The following is a 16,158-nucleotide window of genomic DNA, read 5'->3' as shown; positions in this document are numbered from 1 at the left end:
GGCTGCTCGTCCCCGCCAGCCCTCATGACTCCTTTCGCTGCATGAAGCACCGCGAACGCATCTCCCGTTACCGCCATCTGCGCGAACAGCCCCAGTGGAAGCTGCTTGCCGCCGACCACGCCCCGGAAATCATCGGCCTGCTGCAGGGGCTGCTGATGGACGGCGAGCGCACGCTGCCGTCGTCAGTGCTCAACGAGCGCCTGCAGCGTGCGCTGGACCAGCTCAACGGCGACGAACTGTCGCGTGAGCTGCCGCGTACCGCGCAGGCCTACATCGCGCACTGGCTGGCCCAGGGCTGGCTGGAACGCCGTCTGCCCGAAGGCGCCGACCAGGAGCAGTACGAGCTGTCGACTGCGGCACTGCAGGCCATCCGCTTCGCCGATGGTCTTGAGCAGGCGCGCGTGGCCGCCACCGAAAGCCGCCTGGCGCTGGTCATCGAACAGCTCTCGCAGTTGGCCGCGCAGACCGAGTCCGACCCGGATGCACGCCTGTCAGCACTGCGCGACGAGCGCGACCGCATCGACGCCGAGATCGCCCGCGTCGGTGCCGGCCGCGTGGTCGCGCTGGATGGCAAGCGCGCGCTGGAGCGTGCGCGCCAGATCATCGGCCTGGCCGACGAGCTGACCGAGGATTTCCGTCGCGTGCGCGACGATTTCGAGCAGCTCAACCGCGACTTCCGCGAACGCATCATCGACGACGAGGGCGAGCGCGGCGATGTGCTGTCGCAGCTGTTCGAAGGCGTGGATGTGATCGGCGAGAGCGATGCCGGTCGCAGCTTCCAGGCCTTCTGGCGCCTGCTCAACGACGCCGAACAGAGCGCCCAGCTCGATGCCGCGCTGGAAGCGGTGCTGGCGCGTGGCTTCGCCCGCCGCCTGGACCGCAATGAACGCAACTTCCTGCGCGGCTTCACCAGCACCATGCTCGAGCGCGGTGGCCAGGTGCACGACGTGCTGCAGAATTTCGCGCGCAGCCTGCGTGGCTTCGTGCAGAGCCGTGGCTATCTGGAACAGCGCCGCCTCAACCAGCTGCTGAAGCAGGCGCAGTCCGAAGCGCTGGCCCTGCGCGACGAATTCCCCGCACAACGCGGCATCGGCCGCGACCTGCAGCTGACCACCAGCCGCCTGCGCTCGTGGTCGCAGTGGAAGCTGCACGATCCGCGCAGCGCCCAGGTCGATGGCAACGTCGAGTACAACGACGCCGCAGCCATCAGCCTGGAGAGCGTCGGTGATCTGGTCGCTTCGTCTGAAATCGACTTCCGCACCCTGCGCCGCGACCTGCACGACCTGCTCGATGCACAGCCGCGGCTCAGCATCGCCCAGGCACTGTCGCAGCGCGAAGCGCCGCAGGGTCTTGGCAGCGTCATCGGCTACCTGTCGCTGGGCACGCGCTTCGGCAACGTGATCGCTGGTGAGCAGGAGCTTGCCGAATGGCGTGGTGGCGACGGCCAGGTCCGTCGCGCCCGCATCCCGCTGGTTTGGTTCACCCAGGAGAGACGCCATGAGCTGGCATGAAGATCCCATCGACGCACCGCAGGCCGACGTGGCGGAAGACGCCTACGAAGCCGAACCGGTGGCGGCCGTGGCGCAGCCCCGCCGTGGCAATGACGTGTATTACCTGGGCGACACCGGGCGCCTGCCGCTGGATGCACGCCGCGCGCTGTGCCAGCTGCTGATCGGCCCCAGCATCGACCAGCTGCGCCACGCCAAGCTGTGGCCGGCACTGATCCGCAGCGAGGCGGCCATCCGCTCCTCGCTGGCGGACCTGTTCCTGGAACTGGTGCTCGACCGTGACAGCGGCGTGGCCTTCACCCGCCAGGCCGATACCGAAGACGTGGATGCGCCGGTGCTGCTGCGCACCTCGCCGCTGACCTTCATCGATTCGGTGCTGCTGCTGTACCTGCGCCAGCAGCTGGCCGAGGCCGATGCGCGCGGCAACCGCGCGGTGGTCGCCGACGCCGAGATGGCCGAAGCGCTGGCCATCTACGAGAAGAACCTGTCCACCGACCGCGCCGGCTTCAACCGCCGTGTCGCCTCGGCGGTGCAGAAGATGAAGGACAACCACATCCTGACCCGCCTCAGCGGCCAGGAAGACCGCCACGAAGTCTCGCCGGCGCTGAAGCTGCTGTTCTCCGCCGAAGACGTATCCCAGCTTTCGGCGGTCTACCGCCAGCTGCGTGAAACCCCGGCCGCCGAGGCCTGAGAGACCCGACCATCGCATGGCTATCTCCAAGCACACTCCCGCCCTGTTCAACGAAGGCCTGCCGGACCCGCGCCTGCAGCAGTTCCGCATGCGTCGCCTGCAGGTACACAACTGGGGCACGTTCAACGGACTGACCGAAGTACCGATCGCCGAGCGTGGCTTCCTGTTCGTCGGCCGTTCCGGCTCGGGCAAGTCGACCCTGCTCGATGCCATGTCCGCGCTGCTGACGCCGCCGGCCATCGTCGATTTCAACGCCGCCGCGCGTGAAGCCGAGCGCAGTGGCCGCGACCGCAACCTGGTGTCCTACGTGCGTGGCGCGTGGGCCGACCAGCAGGACAGCGGCACCGGCGAAATCGCCACCCAGTACCTTCGCAAGGGCGCGACCTGGACTGCGCTGGTGCTGGAGTACCGCGCCGGCGATGGCCGCGTGGTCAGCCTCGTGCGCCTGCTGTGGATCTCCGGTAACGGAACCTCGGCCGGTGACGTGCGCAAGCACTACATGATCGCCGAGCGTCCGTTCGACATCGCGAAGGATCTTGGCGGCTTCGACCTGGACCTGCGCAAGCTCAAGCAGAAGCTGTCCGACCTGCACCACTTCGACACCTTCTCCGGCTACGCCGAGCGCTTCCGCGACCTGCTCGGCATCGACAACGAGATGGCGCTGCGCCTGCTGCACAAGACGCAGTCGGCGAAGAACCTGGGCGACCTCAACGTCTTCCTGCGCGACTTCATGCTCGACACGCCGAAGACCTTCGACGCCGCCGAGCGCCTGGTCAGCGACTTCGCCGAACTCGATGGCGCGCACCAGGCCGTGGTCACCGCCCGCCGCCAGGTGGAGACCCTGCTGCCGGCACGCGCCTACTACAACGACCTGAAGGAAATGCACCGCCGGCGCGGCGACGACGAAGCCCTCAAGCTTGGCGTCGACAGCTTCCGTGAAAGCCGCCGCCAGGCGCTGATCGAGGCGCGCCTGCGCGAGATGGACGTGCGTGACCGTGGCCTGCTCGGGGAAGAAGCCCAGCGCCGTGCCGCACTGGACAACCACACCGAGCGCCTGGCCGAACTGGAACTGCAGCGTCGCCAGCAGGGCGGTGAGCGCATCGAGGAACTGGAACGCGAGCAGGGCCGCGCCGAAGCCGAGCGTGACCGCCGCCAAGCCAAGCGCGAGCAGGCAAGCCTGGCCGCGCAGCAGCTGGGGGCTGAACTTCCGGACGACGCACACGGCTTCGCCGAGCTGGTCGAGCGTGCGCAGAACGAACTGCAGGACCGCCAGCGTGCCTCCTCGGCGCTGGACGATGCGATCAGCGATCGCCTGGGTGGCAAGCGCGATGACGAGCGCCGTTTCGGCGAAGTCCGTGCGGAACTCGAAGCGATGCAGCGCACGCCCTCCAACATCCCTGCGCCGATGCAGAAGCTGCGCGCGCGCCTGGCCGAGGAAACCGGCATTGCCGAGGCGGCGCTGCCGTTCGTCGGCGAGCTGATCCAGGTCCGCTCGGAAGAGCAGGGCTGGCAGGGTGCCATCGAGCGTGTGCTGGGTGGCTTCGCGCTGTCGCTGCTGGTCGATGACAAGCACTACAACGACGTCGCCGAGTGGGTGAATCGCACTCACCTGGGCATGCGCTTCACCTACTACCGTGTGCGCCGCAACGATGATGCGTTCGCGCGCGAGCCGTCGGCGAAGTCGCTGCTGCACAAGCTGGAGCTGCGCGAGCACGTATTCGAAAGCTGGCTGCGCCGTGAGCTCGGCAAGCGCTTCGACTACGAGTGCGTGGATGCCAAGCAGCTGCGCAACGTCGACCGCGGCATCACCCGAGAAGGCCAGGTCAAGCATCCCGGCGACCGCTTCGAGAAGGACGACCGCAGTGCGGTGGGCGACCGCCGTCGCTGGATCCTCGGCTTCAACAACCACGACAAGGTGGGCGCCTTCGAGCGCGAAGCCCAGGAACTGGCCAAGCGCATCGCCAGCTGCGAGACCGACATCGCGCGCCTGCGTGGGCAGCGTGACCGCGACAACGAACGTCGCCTGGCCTGCCACGAGCTGGTCAGCATCAGCTGGAACGAGATCGACATCGCCGCCCCGCAGCAGCGCCTGACCGATATCGAGGCCACCCTGCGCGACCTGCGCGAAGGCAATGCCGACCTGGCCAAGCTGGCCAAGCAGATCGACGCCGTGCGCGCCGACATCGAGCAGGCCCGCCGCACCTATGAAGACGTCCGCGTCGAGCGCGGCCAGCTGGTCAAGGAACGCGATCGCCTCGACCGCGCCCGCCAGCAGAGCCGTGCGCTGGTGCTGCCGAGCCTGGCCCAGGAGCAGGAAGCCGGGCTCGCCGAGCGCCTGCAGGAGCAGGGCCCGCTCAGCCTGGAAACGCTGGAGGCGCACATGCGCCAGGTCAGCAACGCGCTGAACGAGCAGCTGTCGACCTCGCAGCAGGACCTCAACCGCATCGAGAACCAGCTGATCGGTTGCTTCCGTCGCTTCATCCAGCAGTGGCCGGAGGAATCGGGCGACTTCACCGTATCGGTGGCCTCGGCCGAGGATTTCCTTGCCCGCCTCGAGCGCCTGGAGCGCGACGGCCTGCCGCAGCACGAAGAGCGCTTCTTCGATCTGCTGCAGAACCAGAGCAAGAACAACCTGCTGGCCCTGCAGCGCCACAGCGCCGAGGCCCGCAAGTCGATCGGCCAGCGCCTGGACGAAGTGAACGCCAGCCTGGAGCAGGTGCCGTTCAACCGTGGCACGCTGCTGACCATCGAACTGAGCGACCGCCGCCTGCCGGAAGTCGGCGAGTTCCACCTGCAGCTGCGCGAGGTGCTGGCGCAGCAGCAGACCGAGCAGCGCGAGCTGGCCGAATCGCAGTTCACCGTGCTGCGCCAGCTGGTCAACCGCCTGGGTTCGCAGGAAGGTGAGGACAAGCGCTGGCGCGAGCTGGTGCTGGACGTACGCATGCACGTGGAGTTCATCGGCGTCGAGCTGGATGCGGAAACGCGCCAGCAGGTCGAGATCTACCGTAGTGGCGCGGGCAAGTCCGGTGGCCAGCGCCAGAAACTGGCCACCACCTGCCTGGCTGCGGCACTGCGCTACCAGCTCGGCGGCGCCGACAGCCAGCTGCCCAGCTACGCCGCCGTCGTGCTCGACGAAGCCTTCGACAAGGCCGACAACGAGTTCACCGCGCTGGCGATGAACATCTTCGACAACTTCGGTTTCCAGATGGTGGTCGCCACCCCGCTGAAGTCGGTGATGACGCTGGAGCCGTTCATCGGTGGCGCCTGCTTCGTCGAGATCAGCGGCCGCCACGACTCCGGCGTGCTGCTGATCGAGTACGACGAAGAAGGCAAGCGCCTGAAGCTGCCCGAGCGCAGCCGCCAGCAGGCCAACGAACCGGAAGAAGCCGAAGCCTGACCCGGTCGATTGAATGGGGATGCCGGCCAGCGGCCGGCATTACCCATGGGCAGCGTTCCTGACCCGATCGGATGGGGATGCCGGCCAGCGGCCGGCACTACCCATGGGCAGCGTTCATGACCCGGTAGTGCCGGCCGCTGGCCGGCAACCGCATTCACGCACCGCGGAAGGTATCCCACGCCATCCGCGCGATCAGTACCACCACCAGCCCCACGAACAACTTGCGGATGAACGGCGTGCCGCCCTTCAACGCCAGGCGCGTGCCCACCACCGAGCCGATGATGTTGGCCGCCGCCATCGGCAGCGCGAACAGCCACAGGATGTTGCCGGTCGGTACGAAGAACGAGATTGCCGCCACATTGGTCGCCAGGTTCACCACCTTCGACGCCGCTGACGCACGCAGGAAATCCAGGCCGAAGAAGCGCACGAACAGGAAGATCAGGAAGCTGCCGGTGCCCGGCCCGAAGAAGCCGTCGTAGAAGCCGATCGCCGCACCGATCGCCAGCGCGATCGCCAGTTCGCGGCGGCCGATCTCCTGCGGCCGGTGCAACGCGCCGAAGTCCTTCTTCCACAACGTGTAGGCCAGCATCGCGATCAGCAGCACCAGCACCAGTGGGCGCACCGCATCCTTGGGCAGCAGGCTCACCGCGGTGGCCCCGGCGAAGGAGAAGATGAAGGCGGTACCGGCCGCGAACAGTACCGGCTTCCAAGGGAAGCGCACGTTGCGCGCATAGCGCCAGGCGGCCGCACCGGTACCGAACATCGAACTGAACTTGTTGGTACCGAACAGCATCGCCGGCGTCTGCTGCGGCAGCACCGTGAACAGGCCGGGCAGCTGCACCAGGCCACCGCCACCGACGGCGGCATCCACAAGGCCGGCGATGAAGGCGATCACCACCAGCCACCACAACTCAGGGGGAACCAGTTCCAGCACGGCGATCAATCAAGGAGGGGGCGCGACAGCATACGCCTGTCCTGCTCCGGGCGACTGCCGCCCCGCGTGGATCAATCCCGGCAACCCGGCGACAATGCCGGCATGAGCCGAAAACCCGCCGATCCCTGCCCCTGTGGCCTTCCCGCCGACTATGCCGCCTGCTGTGGCCGTTTCCATGCCGGTGAAGCCGCGCCTGATGCAGAGCACCTGATGCGTTCGCGCTACAGCGCCTATGTGCGTGGCCTGGCTGACTACCTGCGCCAGTCCTGGCATCCGGACACGCGTCCGGCCGAGCTGTCGCTGGACGATGCCCCCGGCCAGCGCACCCATTGGCTGGGCCTGACCGTGCACGAGCACACTGTCACTGGTGCTGACAGCGCCGAAGTCCGCTTCACCGCGCGCTACCGCATCGGCGGCGGCAGCGCGGTGAGGATGACCGAGCACAGCCGCTTCCAACGCATCGACGGCCGCTGGTACTACCTCGACGCGGTCTGAGCACTACGCGCTGTGCGCTGCCAGAACGCGCTGGCCGCCGTGCGCGCGCACCTGGTTGCGGCCCCCGTCCTTGGCCACATACAGGGCCTGGTCGGCGGCCTTGACCACGGCCATCGGCCGCGGATCCACGCGGCTGTCGGCCAGCCCGATGCTCACCGTCACCTGTACCACCTGGCCGCTGCCACCGCGTCCCCGCCGCTGGCGGCCGGCTTCGTCGTCACGGCTGCGGGTGCTGCGGTCGCGAAGCTGCATGCGGGTGTCCTCGATGCTCTGCCGCAATGCTTCCACGGCATCGACACAGGCTGCCGCCGGCCGGTCCAGGAACACCACCGCGAACTCCTCGCCGCCATAGCGGAACGCACGGCCACCGTCGCCCACCCGCGCCAGCCGCGACGCCACCAGGCGCAGCACATCGTCGCCGGTGTCGTGACCATGGGTGTCGTTGAATGACTTGAAGTGGTCAACGTCCACCATCGCGATGCTGTAGGTACCGCGTGCCCGCTGCAGGGTCTCGTTGAACGCCCGTCGCCCCGGCAGGCCGGTCAGCTCATCGCGGAAGGCCATGTGGAAGGATTCCTGCAGCATCGCGCCCAGCATCAGCAGCAGGGCGGCACTGCTCAGCGCCGGCAGCAGCACCGGCTGCAGGAAGATCCGCGGCAGCATCCACCACAGGCACAGCAGGGCCAGCAGCATTGCCGTGTGCAGTGGCCGCGGATGCCGCCACGCCTGCCAGCCCAATGCTGCGGTCGCCAGCAGGAACAGCAGCGCCGGCAACTGCGCCAACGCGTTCCAGTTGGCGGGAATCCAGGCCCAGTGACGGTTCGACAGCAGATCGTGCATCCCCTGCGGCTGCTGTGCCGCCAGCAGCAGGAAGATCATCAGCGCCGCGCCGCACACTACGCTGCGCAGCAGCAGGTCCTGGCGTCGGCGTCCGCGTTCCGGCCATAGTGCCAGTCCGGCGAACAGCAGCGGCACCCACGCCGAGATCGCGTGGAAGCGCAGCGGGGTCAGGGCGTCGACATGGCCGCTGCGCAGGTAGCCACCGACGTCCCGGTGCAGCAGGGCGAATACCACCGCCACCACCAGCAGCAGGCACAACGTGCGCATCTGGTGGTAGAGCAGGGCCAGGCCTGCACCGAGACAGGCCAGCAGCCAGGGCAGGATGCGCTGCGCCGGGCTGGCGACATCCTCGGTGCCCAGCGCCATCCACAGCACCAGGACGACCAGCACGGCGGGCAGCACGAACAGGTAATGCGCAGGCTGGCGGAGCGGATGCAGGGGCACGCGGTAAGTCCAGTGCGGTGACGATGCGGCCGCAACATTGCCGTTAGCGGCGTCCCCACGCGCTTCTTGAATGCGCGTGCCCGCTGTCATGTGAACGTGGTGATGTGGTGCCATGACGTTGCGCTCACCGTCCTGCGCCGATGCTTCCGGCATGGACAGCGTACCCACCGCCGTCGCTGCCCCGCAGCGCGATCTCGCCCGCCGCTTTGCACAGGTGCGGGCGCGCAGCCTGCAGCTGGCCGCGCCGCTCAGTGCCGAGGACGCCATGCTGCAGAGCATGGCCGACGCCAGTCCCAGCAAGTGGCACCTGGCCCATACCACCTGGTTTTTCGAACGCTTCGTGCTGGCCGGTTTCGCCACCACGCCCGCGCATGACCCGGCCTGGGACTATCTGTTCAACAGCTATTACAAGAGCATCGGCCCGGCGCATGCGCGGCCGCAGCGCGGGCTGCTGTCGCGGCCCTCGCTGCAGCAGGTGCGCGACTACCGGCAACAGATCGACATGCAGGTGCAGTCACGGCTGGCAGCCGGTGACCTCGACGCGCAGGCGCTGCACCACCTGCAGTTGGGTCTGCAGCACGAACAACAGCACCAGGAATTGCTGTTGACCGACATCAAGCATGCGTTCTGGTGCAATCCACTGCAGCCACCGTATCGCGAGGACCTGCGGCCCGTCGCCAGCACCGCCACGGCGCAGGGCTGGATCGAATCGCCCGAACGCATCGTCACCGTCGGTGCCGCGGCATGGCCCCGGCACGCCGCCTTTGCCTACGACAACGAATCGCCGCAGCACCGCGTGCTGCTGCCCGCGCATGCCCTGGCCGAGCGTCCCGTCAGCAATGCCGAGTACCGCACCTTCATCGAGGCAGGGGGGTACCGCGAACCGCGCTGGTGGCTCAGCGAAGGCTGGGCGCTGCGAGAAGCCGAAGGCTGGCAGCACCCCCTGTACTGGGATGATGCCCTGCAGCGCGAGTACACCCTGGGTGGTTGGCGCGAGCTGGATCCGCATGCGCCGGTCTGCCACCTCAGTTACTACGAGGCCGATGCCTGCGCCCGCTGGGCCGGTGCGCGCCTGCCCAGCGAGTTCGAGTGGGAAGCGGCCGCCGCGTCGCAGCCCCTGTGCGGTCATTTCGCCGATGACGATCACCTGCACCCGCAGGCAGCCGGGGGCAGTGGGCTGCGGCAGCTGTTCGGTGATGTCTGGGAATGGACCGCCAGCGCCTATGGTGCCTACCCGGGCTTCCGCTCTTTTGACGGCAACCTCGGCGAATACAACGGCAAGTTCATGTGCGGGCAATGGGTGCTGCGCGGCGGCAGCTGTGCCACGCCCCGTGGCCATGTGCGCGCCAGCTACCGCAATTTCTTCATGCCGCCGGCGCGCTGGCAGTTCTCCGGACTGCGCCTGGCCAGGGACCTCATATGAGCACGGTGCATGACGCGCTGCAGGCGCTGACCGACCTGACCCCCAGCCGCCAGCAGGTCCTGGCCGATGCGCTGGCCGGTCTGTCATGCGCATCGCGGCAGCTGCCTTCCAAGTACTTCTACGATGCCCGCGGCTCGCGTCTGTTTGAACAGATCACCCAGACCCGCGAGTACTACCCCACGCGCACCGAGCTGGCGCTGCTGGCGCGGGTGCTGCCCGATATCGCGCGCGTGGTCGGCCCGCGCCTGCATGTGGTGGAGCTGGGCAGCGGCAGTGGCCGCAAGACCGCGTTGCTGCTGGCCGCGCTGCAGGATCCGGTGGCCTATACGCCGATCGAGATCTCGCGGGCCGCACTGCTGTCCAGCATCGACCACCTGGCGCCGGCGCTGCCCGAGGTCGAGATGCTGCCGGTCTGCGCGGACTTCACCCGCGCCGTCGCCGTGCCCATGCCCGAACGCGAACCCGCGCGACGGCTGCTGTTCTTCCCCGGTTCCACATTGGGCAATTTCGCCGAAGCGGAGGCCGTCGCCCTGCTGCGGGCGATGCGCCAGACGATGGGCCGCGACGGCCTGGCCCTGATCGGCATCGACCTGCACAAGGACACGGCGCTGATCGAAGCGGCCTACAACGATGCGCAGGGCGTCACTGCGGCATTCACCCTCAATCTGCTGGCCCGCCTCAACCGCGAGATCGGAAGCGATTTCGATCTCGATGGATTCCGCCACCGCGCCCGTTACAACACCGCGCGGCTGCGCATCGAAACCGACCTGGTCAGCCAGTGGCCGCAGGACGTCCACCTCGGTGGCCGCACCTTCCACTTTGCTGCCGGTGAACCCATCCGCGTCGAGTACAGCCACAAGTACACCGATGACAGCTTCGAGGCGCTGTTGCAGCAGGCGGGCCTGCAGGTCGCACAGCGTTGGGATGCCGAAAGTCCCGCCTATGGCCTGCGCCTGCTGCGCGTTGCCTAGGGGGGACGGCCAGCCGGTGCCCCTTCAGGTTCGGCCGCACTGCTGCCCCTAAGATGGCCGTGCAACGGCAACACGGAGGACGCCATGCCCATTCTGACCACGCTCGGCCTGGCGGCCGCCCTCGCGTCGACCCCGACGCTGCCTGCGGCCCCTGCCGCCAGCAACGATCCGGCGTTCAGCCGCTGCCTGGCGGGCCTGCAGGCCACCGCCGCAACCCAGGGCATCGGCGCCGACCGTTTCAACGAGATCACCACCGGGCTCACGCCGGACCCGAGCGTGCTCGGACTGCTGGACGCACAGCCGGAATTCACCACGCCGATCTGGGATTACCTGGCCGCGCTGGTCGACCGCCAGCGCGTCGATGATGGCCGCACCCTGCTGCAGCAACATCGCGATCTGCTCGATCGCGTCTCCGCGCAGTATGGCGTCGACCCGGCCACCATCGTTGCGGTCTGGGGGGTGGAGAGCGACTATGGCCGCGTCTTCGGCAAGCGCCCGCTGCTGCAGTCGCTGGCCACGCTGTCCTGCGCCGGCCGCCGCCAGGCCTTCTTCCGTGGCGAACTGCTGGCGCTGCTCAAGCTGATCGACCGCGGCGACCTGCAGGCCCAGGGGCTCACCGGTTCCTGGGCCGGCGCCTTCGGGCATACGCAGTTCATGCCCAGCACCTACGCACGTATCGCGGTCGATGGTGATGGCGATGGCCGCCGCGATCTGGTCGGCAGCATTCCCGACGCGCTGGCGTCCACCGCCAACTACCTCAAGCGTGCGGGTTGGCGCAGTGGCGAACCGTGGGGCATGGAGGTCCGTGTTCCCCCCGGTTTCAATGCCAGCCAGGCGGGCCGCACCCAACGTAGAGCCCTCGCCGATTGGCGCGTGCAGGGCGTGACCGCGCTGGATGGCAGCGCGCTGGTGCCGCCCAATCTGCCGGCCGACGCGCGCGCCGCCCTGCTGCTGCCGGCCGGCATCAAGGGCCCGGCGCTGCTGGTGTTCCGCAACTACGATGCGATCTACAGCTACAACGCCGCCGAAAGCTATGCACTGGCCATCGCCACGCTGGCCGACCAGCTGCGTGGCGGCACCGGCCTGGCCACCGCCTGGCCGACCGATGATCCCGGCATCGGCCGCGATGAACGCCGCCAGCTGCAGACCCTGCTGCTGGCCCGCGGCCACGACATCGGCAGCGCGGACGGCATGATCGGCACCGCCACGCGCCGCGCGATCCAGGCCGAGCAGCAGCGCCTGGGCTGGGCCAATGCGGATGGGCGCGCCGGCCAGCGCATCCTGCGCGCGTTGCAGCAGGAGGCAGCCGCAGGGACGCCTGCCACCCGCTAGACCTTGCCGATCACAGGCTGGCCGCGACATCATCGCCGCGGTCTTCAAGGAGCGTCATAGCATGCAGTCGAACCCGGACATCAGCACCGGCCTGTACCACGGGCTCGAGGCCTGGCAGATACGCACGCCCAGCGCCACCGCGGTCATCAGCGTGTTCGGCGGACAGCTGCTGTCGTTCATCCCGGAGGCGCAGCCGGACCTGCTGTGGCTGTCGCCGAAACGGGCCGGGCTGCCCACGCCGATCCGGGGTGGCGTTCCAGTGTGCTGGCCGTGGTTCGGTCGCCAGGGCCAGGGTGATGACGTGCCGGCACACGGCCTGGTACGCACCGCGCGCTGGGAGTTGCTGCAGGCCCGCCAGGACGATGACGGTGAACTGGAGCTGCAGCTGGCGCCCCTGTCGATTGCCGAGTGTGGCCTGCGCCTGCAGATGCAGCTGCGCATCGGTCGCCAGCTGCGCCAGCAGTTGACCACCGAGAACACCGGCCCGTCCCCGGTGGCTTTCACACAGGCCCTGCACAGCTACTTCCGGGTAGGCGATGCCCGTCGTGTCGAGGTTGATGGCCTCGATGGCCTGCACTATCTGGACAAGTACGAGGATTACACGCAGCTGCGCCGGCAGCAGGGGCCCTGGTCGCTGCGTGACCCGCGCGATCCGGGGCGCAGCGACCGCATCTATACCGGTGCCGGTGGCCACTACGTGCTTCGCGATCCCGTCCTGCAGCGGCGGATCGAGATCCGCAGCGAAGGCAGCCAGACCCTGGTGGCGTGGAATCCGGGCGCGGAGGCGGCGGCGAAGATGGCCGATGTCGGCGACGGTTGGCACGATTACGTGTGCCTGGAAGTAGCCAATGCCGGGCCGGAGCAGATTGCCCTTGCACCCGGCGCGCGCCACCAGCTGGTGCAGGTACTGGCCAGTGAACCGCTGCAGGCCGTGGCGGGGTGTTCGGAGTAACCATGGGATCGACAGGAATGGATGGCATGCAGGACGCACAGTGGTGGTACGCCAACAGCAAGCAGAGCGAAGGGCCGGTGGACCTGGCCGGGCTGCGCCGTCTGCAGCAGGACGGCACGGTAACCGCCCGTACGCTGATGTGGCGGGAAGGAATGGCATCGTGGCGGCCGCTGGCCGAGCTGGATCCTTCGGTGGCGCCGATGGATCCGACCCCGCCGTCGATTGAACCGGCGCAGGCCGTCAGCGCCAGCGGCGCATCGACCGCTGATCCGTCCGACCCCTATCGTGCGCCGGCAGCTTCGCCGGTGGCCGCGACCGCGCCGCAGCTGGAAGGCGACATCGCCTTGTACGCCGCCGTGGTCGGCGGCAACTTCCCGATCTATCGACAGCGCTGGCGGCTCGACCAGGGCATTGCCGACGGCAACGGCACCTGGCACTGGCCGGCGTTCCTGATCGGCGTGATCTGGATGGTGTACCGCAGGATGTACCGGCTGGCGGCGATCTGGGCCGGCGTGCTGGTGTTCTTCAGCATCGCCGAGGCGTTGCTGGGCGTTCCGGAAGGCGTGTCGACGGTCATCACCCTCGTCATCAACATCACCGCCGCGGTGTATGCCAACCGCTGGTACCTGGCGCATTGCCAGCGTGAGATCGCCCGCGCGCGCGCGTTGGTGGGAGATGACGAGGCGCGCCTGCGCAGCGAGCTGGCCAGACGGGGTGACACCAATGCACTGGCAGCGGCGGTGGTGGCCATCGCCGTCGTTGCGGTGATGCTGGTGGGGCAGGCGCTGGCAGGCTGAGGCCGGGAAGGCTTCAGATCCAGCGGTGGCTGCCGCTACCGCGGGATCATCCTGGGCAAGGAATCGCCGACATGAATCATCTGGATACTCCGCCGGTTTCCCCGGCGGATGACAATCCCTATCTTGCGCCCGCCACAGAGGTGGACGACGCGCCCGCTCCGTCCGACGCGGACTACCTGAACCTCCTCGTCGGCCCCAACGCGGCGCTCTACCGCCAGCGCTGGCACCTGGGCAGCCCGGTGCCGAAGCCGCCGCGACCGTGGCACTGGCCCGCCTTCCTGGTGCCGACGTACTGGCTGCTGCACCGGAAGATGTACCTGGCAGCCATCCTCTTCGAGCTGGTCCTGATCGGTATCGCGCTGCTGGCGGCCCGCGCCAACCCGCTGCTCACGGTGGCGTTGCTGGCGGTGCCTCGGTTCGCCATCGCGGTGACCGCCAACACCGTGTACCTGCGCTACTGCACGCGACTGCTGGGCAAAGTGAAGGCTGCCCACGCCGGGCAGCACAACCGCATCCGTGCCGAACTGCAGCGTCGTGGCGGCACCAGCGTGTGGGCGGTGGTGATCGGCATGGCGGCCAACGCGGTGATCAATACCGTCGCCCGCATGGCGGCCTGATCATGCCGGCCTGATAGGGTTGCTCAGGCCGCTGTCCGTGCCCGCAACACCAGCAGGCACAGTGCACCGGCCAGCAGTCCCCAGAACGCCGAACCGATCCCGGCCAGGGAGACCCCCGAGGCGGTGACCAGGAAGGTGACGAGTGCAGCCTCGCGGTCGCGCTCCACCGCCAGGGCGCTGGCCAGGCTGTTGCCGATGGTGCCGAACAGCGCGATACCGGCCACGCAGGCCACCAGCTCCCTGGGGAAGGCTGCGAACAGTGCGGCCACCGTGGCGCCGAACAGCCCGATGACAATGTAGAAGGCGCCGGCCGCCATCGCTGCGGTGTAGCGGCGCGCCGGATCCTCGTGCGCATCGCGGCCCATGCAGATGGCGGCGGTGATCGCCGCCAGGTTCAGTGCATACGCACCGAACGGCGCCAGCAGCGTATTGACTACACCGATCCAGCCGATCAACGGCGACACCGGGGCGTCATAGCCGGACGCGCGCATCACCGCCACACCGGGAATGTTCTGCGAGGCCATGGTGACCACGAACAGGGGCAGGGCAATGCCGGCCACGGCCGTCCACGACAGCGAGGGCGTCACCCACTGCGGGATCGCCAGTTGCAGATGCACCTGCTGGGCGTGCAGCAGGCCACGGCTCGCGGCGACGGCGATGCCGACCAGCAACGTGGCGATCACCGCATAGCGCGGGAACAGCCGGCGCCCGGCCAGCCAGGTGGCGAACATTGCCAGCGCGAGCACCAGCTGGGTGTTCATGGCGACGAACACATCCAGCCCGAAGCGCAGCAGCACACCGGCCAGCATGCCGGCGGCCAGCGCCATCGGTACCCGTTGCATCAGTCGCGCGAAGACCCCCGAGAAACCCGCAAGCAGGCCCAGCACGGCGGCCAGCAGGAATGCGCCCGTGGCCTCGGAGAGCGAAGCACCGCCGGCACCCACCACCAGCATCGCTGCACCCGGGGTCGACCACGCTGTCACCACCGGCACCCGATAGCGCAGCGACAGGCCAATGCAGGTCACGCCCATGCCCAGCCCCAGCGCCCACATCCAGGAGGCGATCTGCGCCTGGTCGGCACCGACGGCCTGTGCCGCCTGGAACACGATCACGGCCGAGCTGGCGAAGCCCACCAGTACCGTAATGAAGCCAGCGACGATTGCCGGCATCGAAAGATCGCGCCACCACGCGCGCCGCACCTGCATGCTCATTGCCCTGTCTCCACTGTGCATCCCTGCATTGATAAGGGTTTCGGCGTTGACCGCGCAACGCGCGGGCAACGCCGCAGTGATCTTCGAGCGTACGTCATGCGTGATGGCGTGGTGCTTCTGTCATCACGCTGCAAAAAAAGCCTTGACGAAATCCGCAGGATCTCTAGAATTCGCTCCCTTGCTGCAGCGCATCGCTTCCCCGGAAACGACACGCGAACAGCGACGCCACCACCGGCGAACGAATTGATCGAACGAAGGTGTTGACGGACTCGAAAAGTCCGGCATAATAGGCGGCTCGCAACGACGAAAGGCCCTCGGGTCCAACGACGAAGCGGCATCGGCAACAACGTCCACTCCGGTGAGACGGCCTTGAAAAAAGGTGTTGACGAAGCGGAAAAGCCGGCTATAATGGGCGGCTCGCTACGAAGGAAACTTCGCAGCACACGGGAACGGCGCTGAGGCCACTTCCCCGGATCTTTGAAAGTATGCGCAGGTATCTTGTGAAGGCGCCTGCAGGAAGGATGATTGTCCATCTTGCAGACGTTT

13 protein-coding genes are annotated in these 16,158 nt (G+C 68.0%); 10 read left to right on the top strand and 3 right to left on the bottom strand.

Annotation, left to right across the window (positions count from 1 at the left end):
- The first annotated feature begins 41 nt into the window (after positions 1–41).
- Genes AC5P6H_RS15970 through AC5P6H_RS15960 form a run of 3 tightly spaced genes read left to right on the top strand, consistent with a single transcriptional unit; the run spans position 42 to position 5,596 of the window.
- Positions 42–1,511: a DUF3375 domain-containing protein gene (locus AC5P6H_RS15970; protein WP_032960145.1), complete on the top strand. Its 1,470-nt coding sequence runs from the start codon at positions 42–44 to the stop codon at positions 1,509–1,511.
- A complete protein-coding gene (locus AC5P6H_RS15965) occupies positions 1,498–2,199 on the top strand; it encodes a DUF4194 domain-containing protein (protein WP_005421303.1) in 702 nt (233 codons plus the stop codon). Before AC5P6H_RS15970 ends, AC5P6H_RS15965 begins: the two co-directional genes overlap by 14 nt.
- A 16-nt stretch (positions 2,200–2,215) precedes the next feature.
- A complete protein-coding gene (locus AC5P6H_RS15960) occupies positions 2,216–5,596 on the top strand; it encodes an ATP-binding protein (RefSeq protein ID WP_032960149.1) in 3,381 nt (1,126 codons plus the stop codon).
- 154 nt (positions 5,597–5,750) lie between these two features.
- On the opposite strand, the gene AC5P6H_RS15955 is transcribed toward AC5P6H_RS15960, so the two are convergent.
- Complete coding sequence (locus tag AC5P6H_RS15955; protein WP_032960169.1) at positions 5,751–6,530, bottom strand: sulfite exporter TauE/SafE family protein; 780 nt, start codon at positions 6,528–6,530, stop codon at positions 5,751–5,753.
- A gap of 102 nt (positions 6,531–6,632) precedes the next feature.
- Between AC5P6H_RS15955 and AC5P6H_RS15950 the strand changes: the two genes are divergently transcribed.
- Positions 6,633–7,025, top strand: a complete 393-nt coding sequence (locus tag AC5P6H_RS15950; protein ID WP_041863982.1) for a YchJ family protein — start codon at positions 6,633–6,635, stop codon at positions 7,023–7,025.
- A gap of 3 nt (positions 7,026–7,028) precedes the next feature.
- Here AC5P6H_RS15950 and AC5P6H_RS15945 read toward each other — a convergent pair whose 3' ends face one another.
- On the bottom strand, positions 7,029–8,309 hold the full coding sequence (locus tag AC5P6H_RS15945) for a GGDEF domain-containing protein (protein ID WP_075076415.1): 1,281 nt from the start codon (positions 8,307–8,309) through the stop codon (positions 7,029–7,031).
- Positions 8,310–8,460: 151 nt separating this feature from the next.
- Between AC5P6H_RS15945 and egtB the strand changes: the two genes are divergently transcribed.
- The 6 genes from egtB to AC5P6H_RS15915 all read left to right on the top strand — a co-directional run bounded on the left by egtB (position 8,461) and on the right by AC5P6H_RS15915 (position 14,401).
- Positions 8,461–9,732: an ergothioneine biosynthesis protein EgtB gene (gene egtB, locus AC5P6H_RS15940; RefSeq protein WP_481454114.1), complete on the top strand. Its 1,272-nt coding sequence runs from the start codon at positions 8,461–8,463 to the stop codon at positions 9,730–9,732.
- Positions 9,729–10,703: an L-histidine N(alpha)-methyltransferase gene (egtD, locus tag AC5P6H_RS15935; protein WP_495202874.1), complete on the top strand. Its 975-nt coding sequence runs from the start codon at positions 9,729–9,731 to the stop codon at positions 10,701–10,703. The genes egtB and egtD overlap by 4 nt, the downstream gene beginning before the upstream one ends.
- Before the next feature lie 84 nt (positions 10,704–10,787).
- Positions 10,788–12,035 (top strand): lytic murein transglycosylase, encoded by a 1,248-nt coding sequence (locus tag AC5P6H_RS15930; protein ID WP_032960158.1) that lies wholly within the window; start codon positions 10,788–10,790, stop codon positions 12,033–12,035.
- A gap of 61 nt (positions 12,036–12,096) precedes the next feature.
- Entirely contained in the window at positions 12,097–12,987 is an 891-nt protein-coding gene (locus tag AC5P6H_RS15925; protein WP_495202873.1) for a D-hexose-6-phosphate mutarotase, read from the top strand.
- A gap of 26 nt (positions 12,988–13,013) precedes the next feature.
- Positions 13,014–13,784, top strand: a complete 771-nt coding sequence (locus AC5P6H_RS15920) for a GYF domain-containing protein (protein ID WP_032960164.1) — start codon at positions 13,014–13,016, stop codon at positions 13,782–13,784.
- 71 nt (positions 13,785–13,855) lie between these two features.
- Positions 13,856–14,401 carry a DUF2628 domain-containing protein gene (locus tag AC5P6H_RS15915; protein WP_495202872.1) on the top strand — a complete coding sequence of 182 codons (546 nt, stop codon included), beginning with the start codon at positions 13,856–13,858 and terminating at the stop codon, positions 14,399–14,401.
- Positions 14,402–14,424: 23 nt separating this feature from the next.
- Here AC5P6H_RS15915 and AC5P6H_RS15910 read toward each other — a convergent pair whose 3' ends face one another.
- Positions 14,425–15,612, bottom strand: coding sequence for a benzoate/H(+) symporter BenE family transporter (locus AC5P6H_RS15910; protein WP_046433322.1), 1,188 nt, complete (start codon positions 15,610–15,612; stop codon positions 14,425–14,427).
- Positions 15,613–16,158 lie beyond the last annotated feature (546 nt).

The sequence above is a fragment of the Stenotrophomonas sp. YJH_SMC_110 genome, assembly GCF_059369255.1.
Note: the sequence above shows the minus strand (reverse complement) of the source record. Positions and strands in the feature narration are given on the sequence as shown.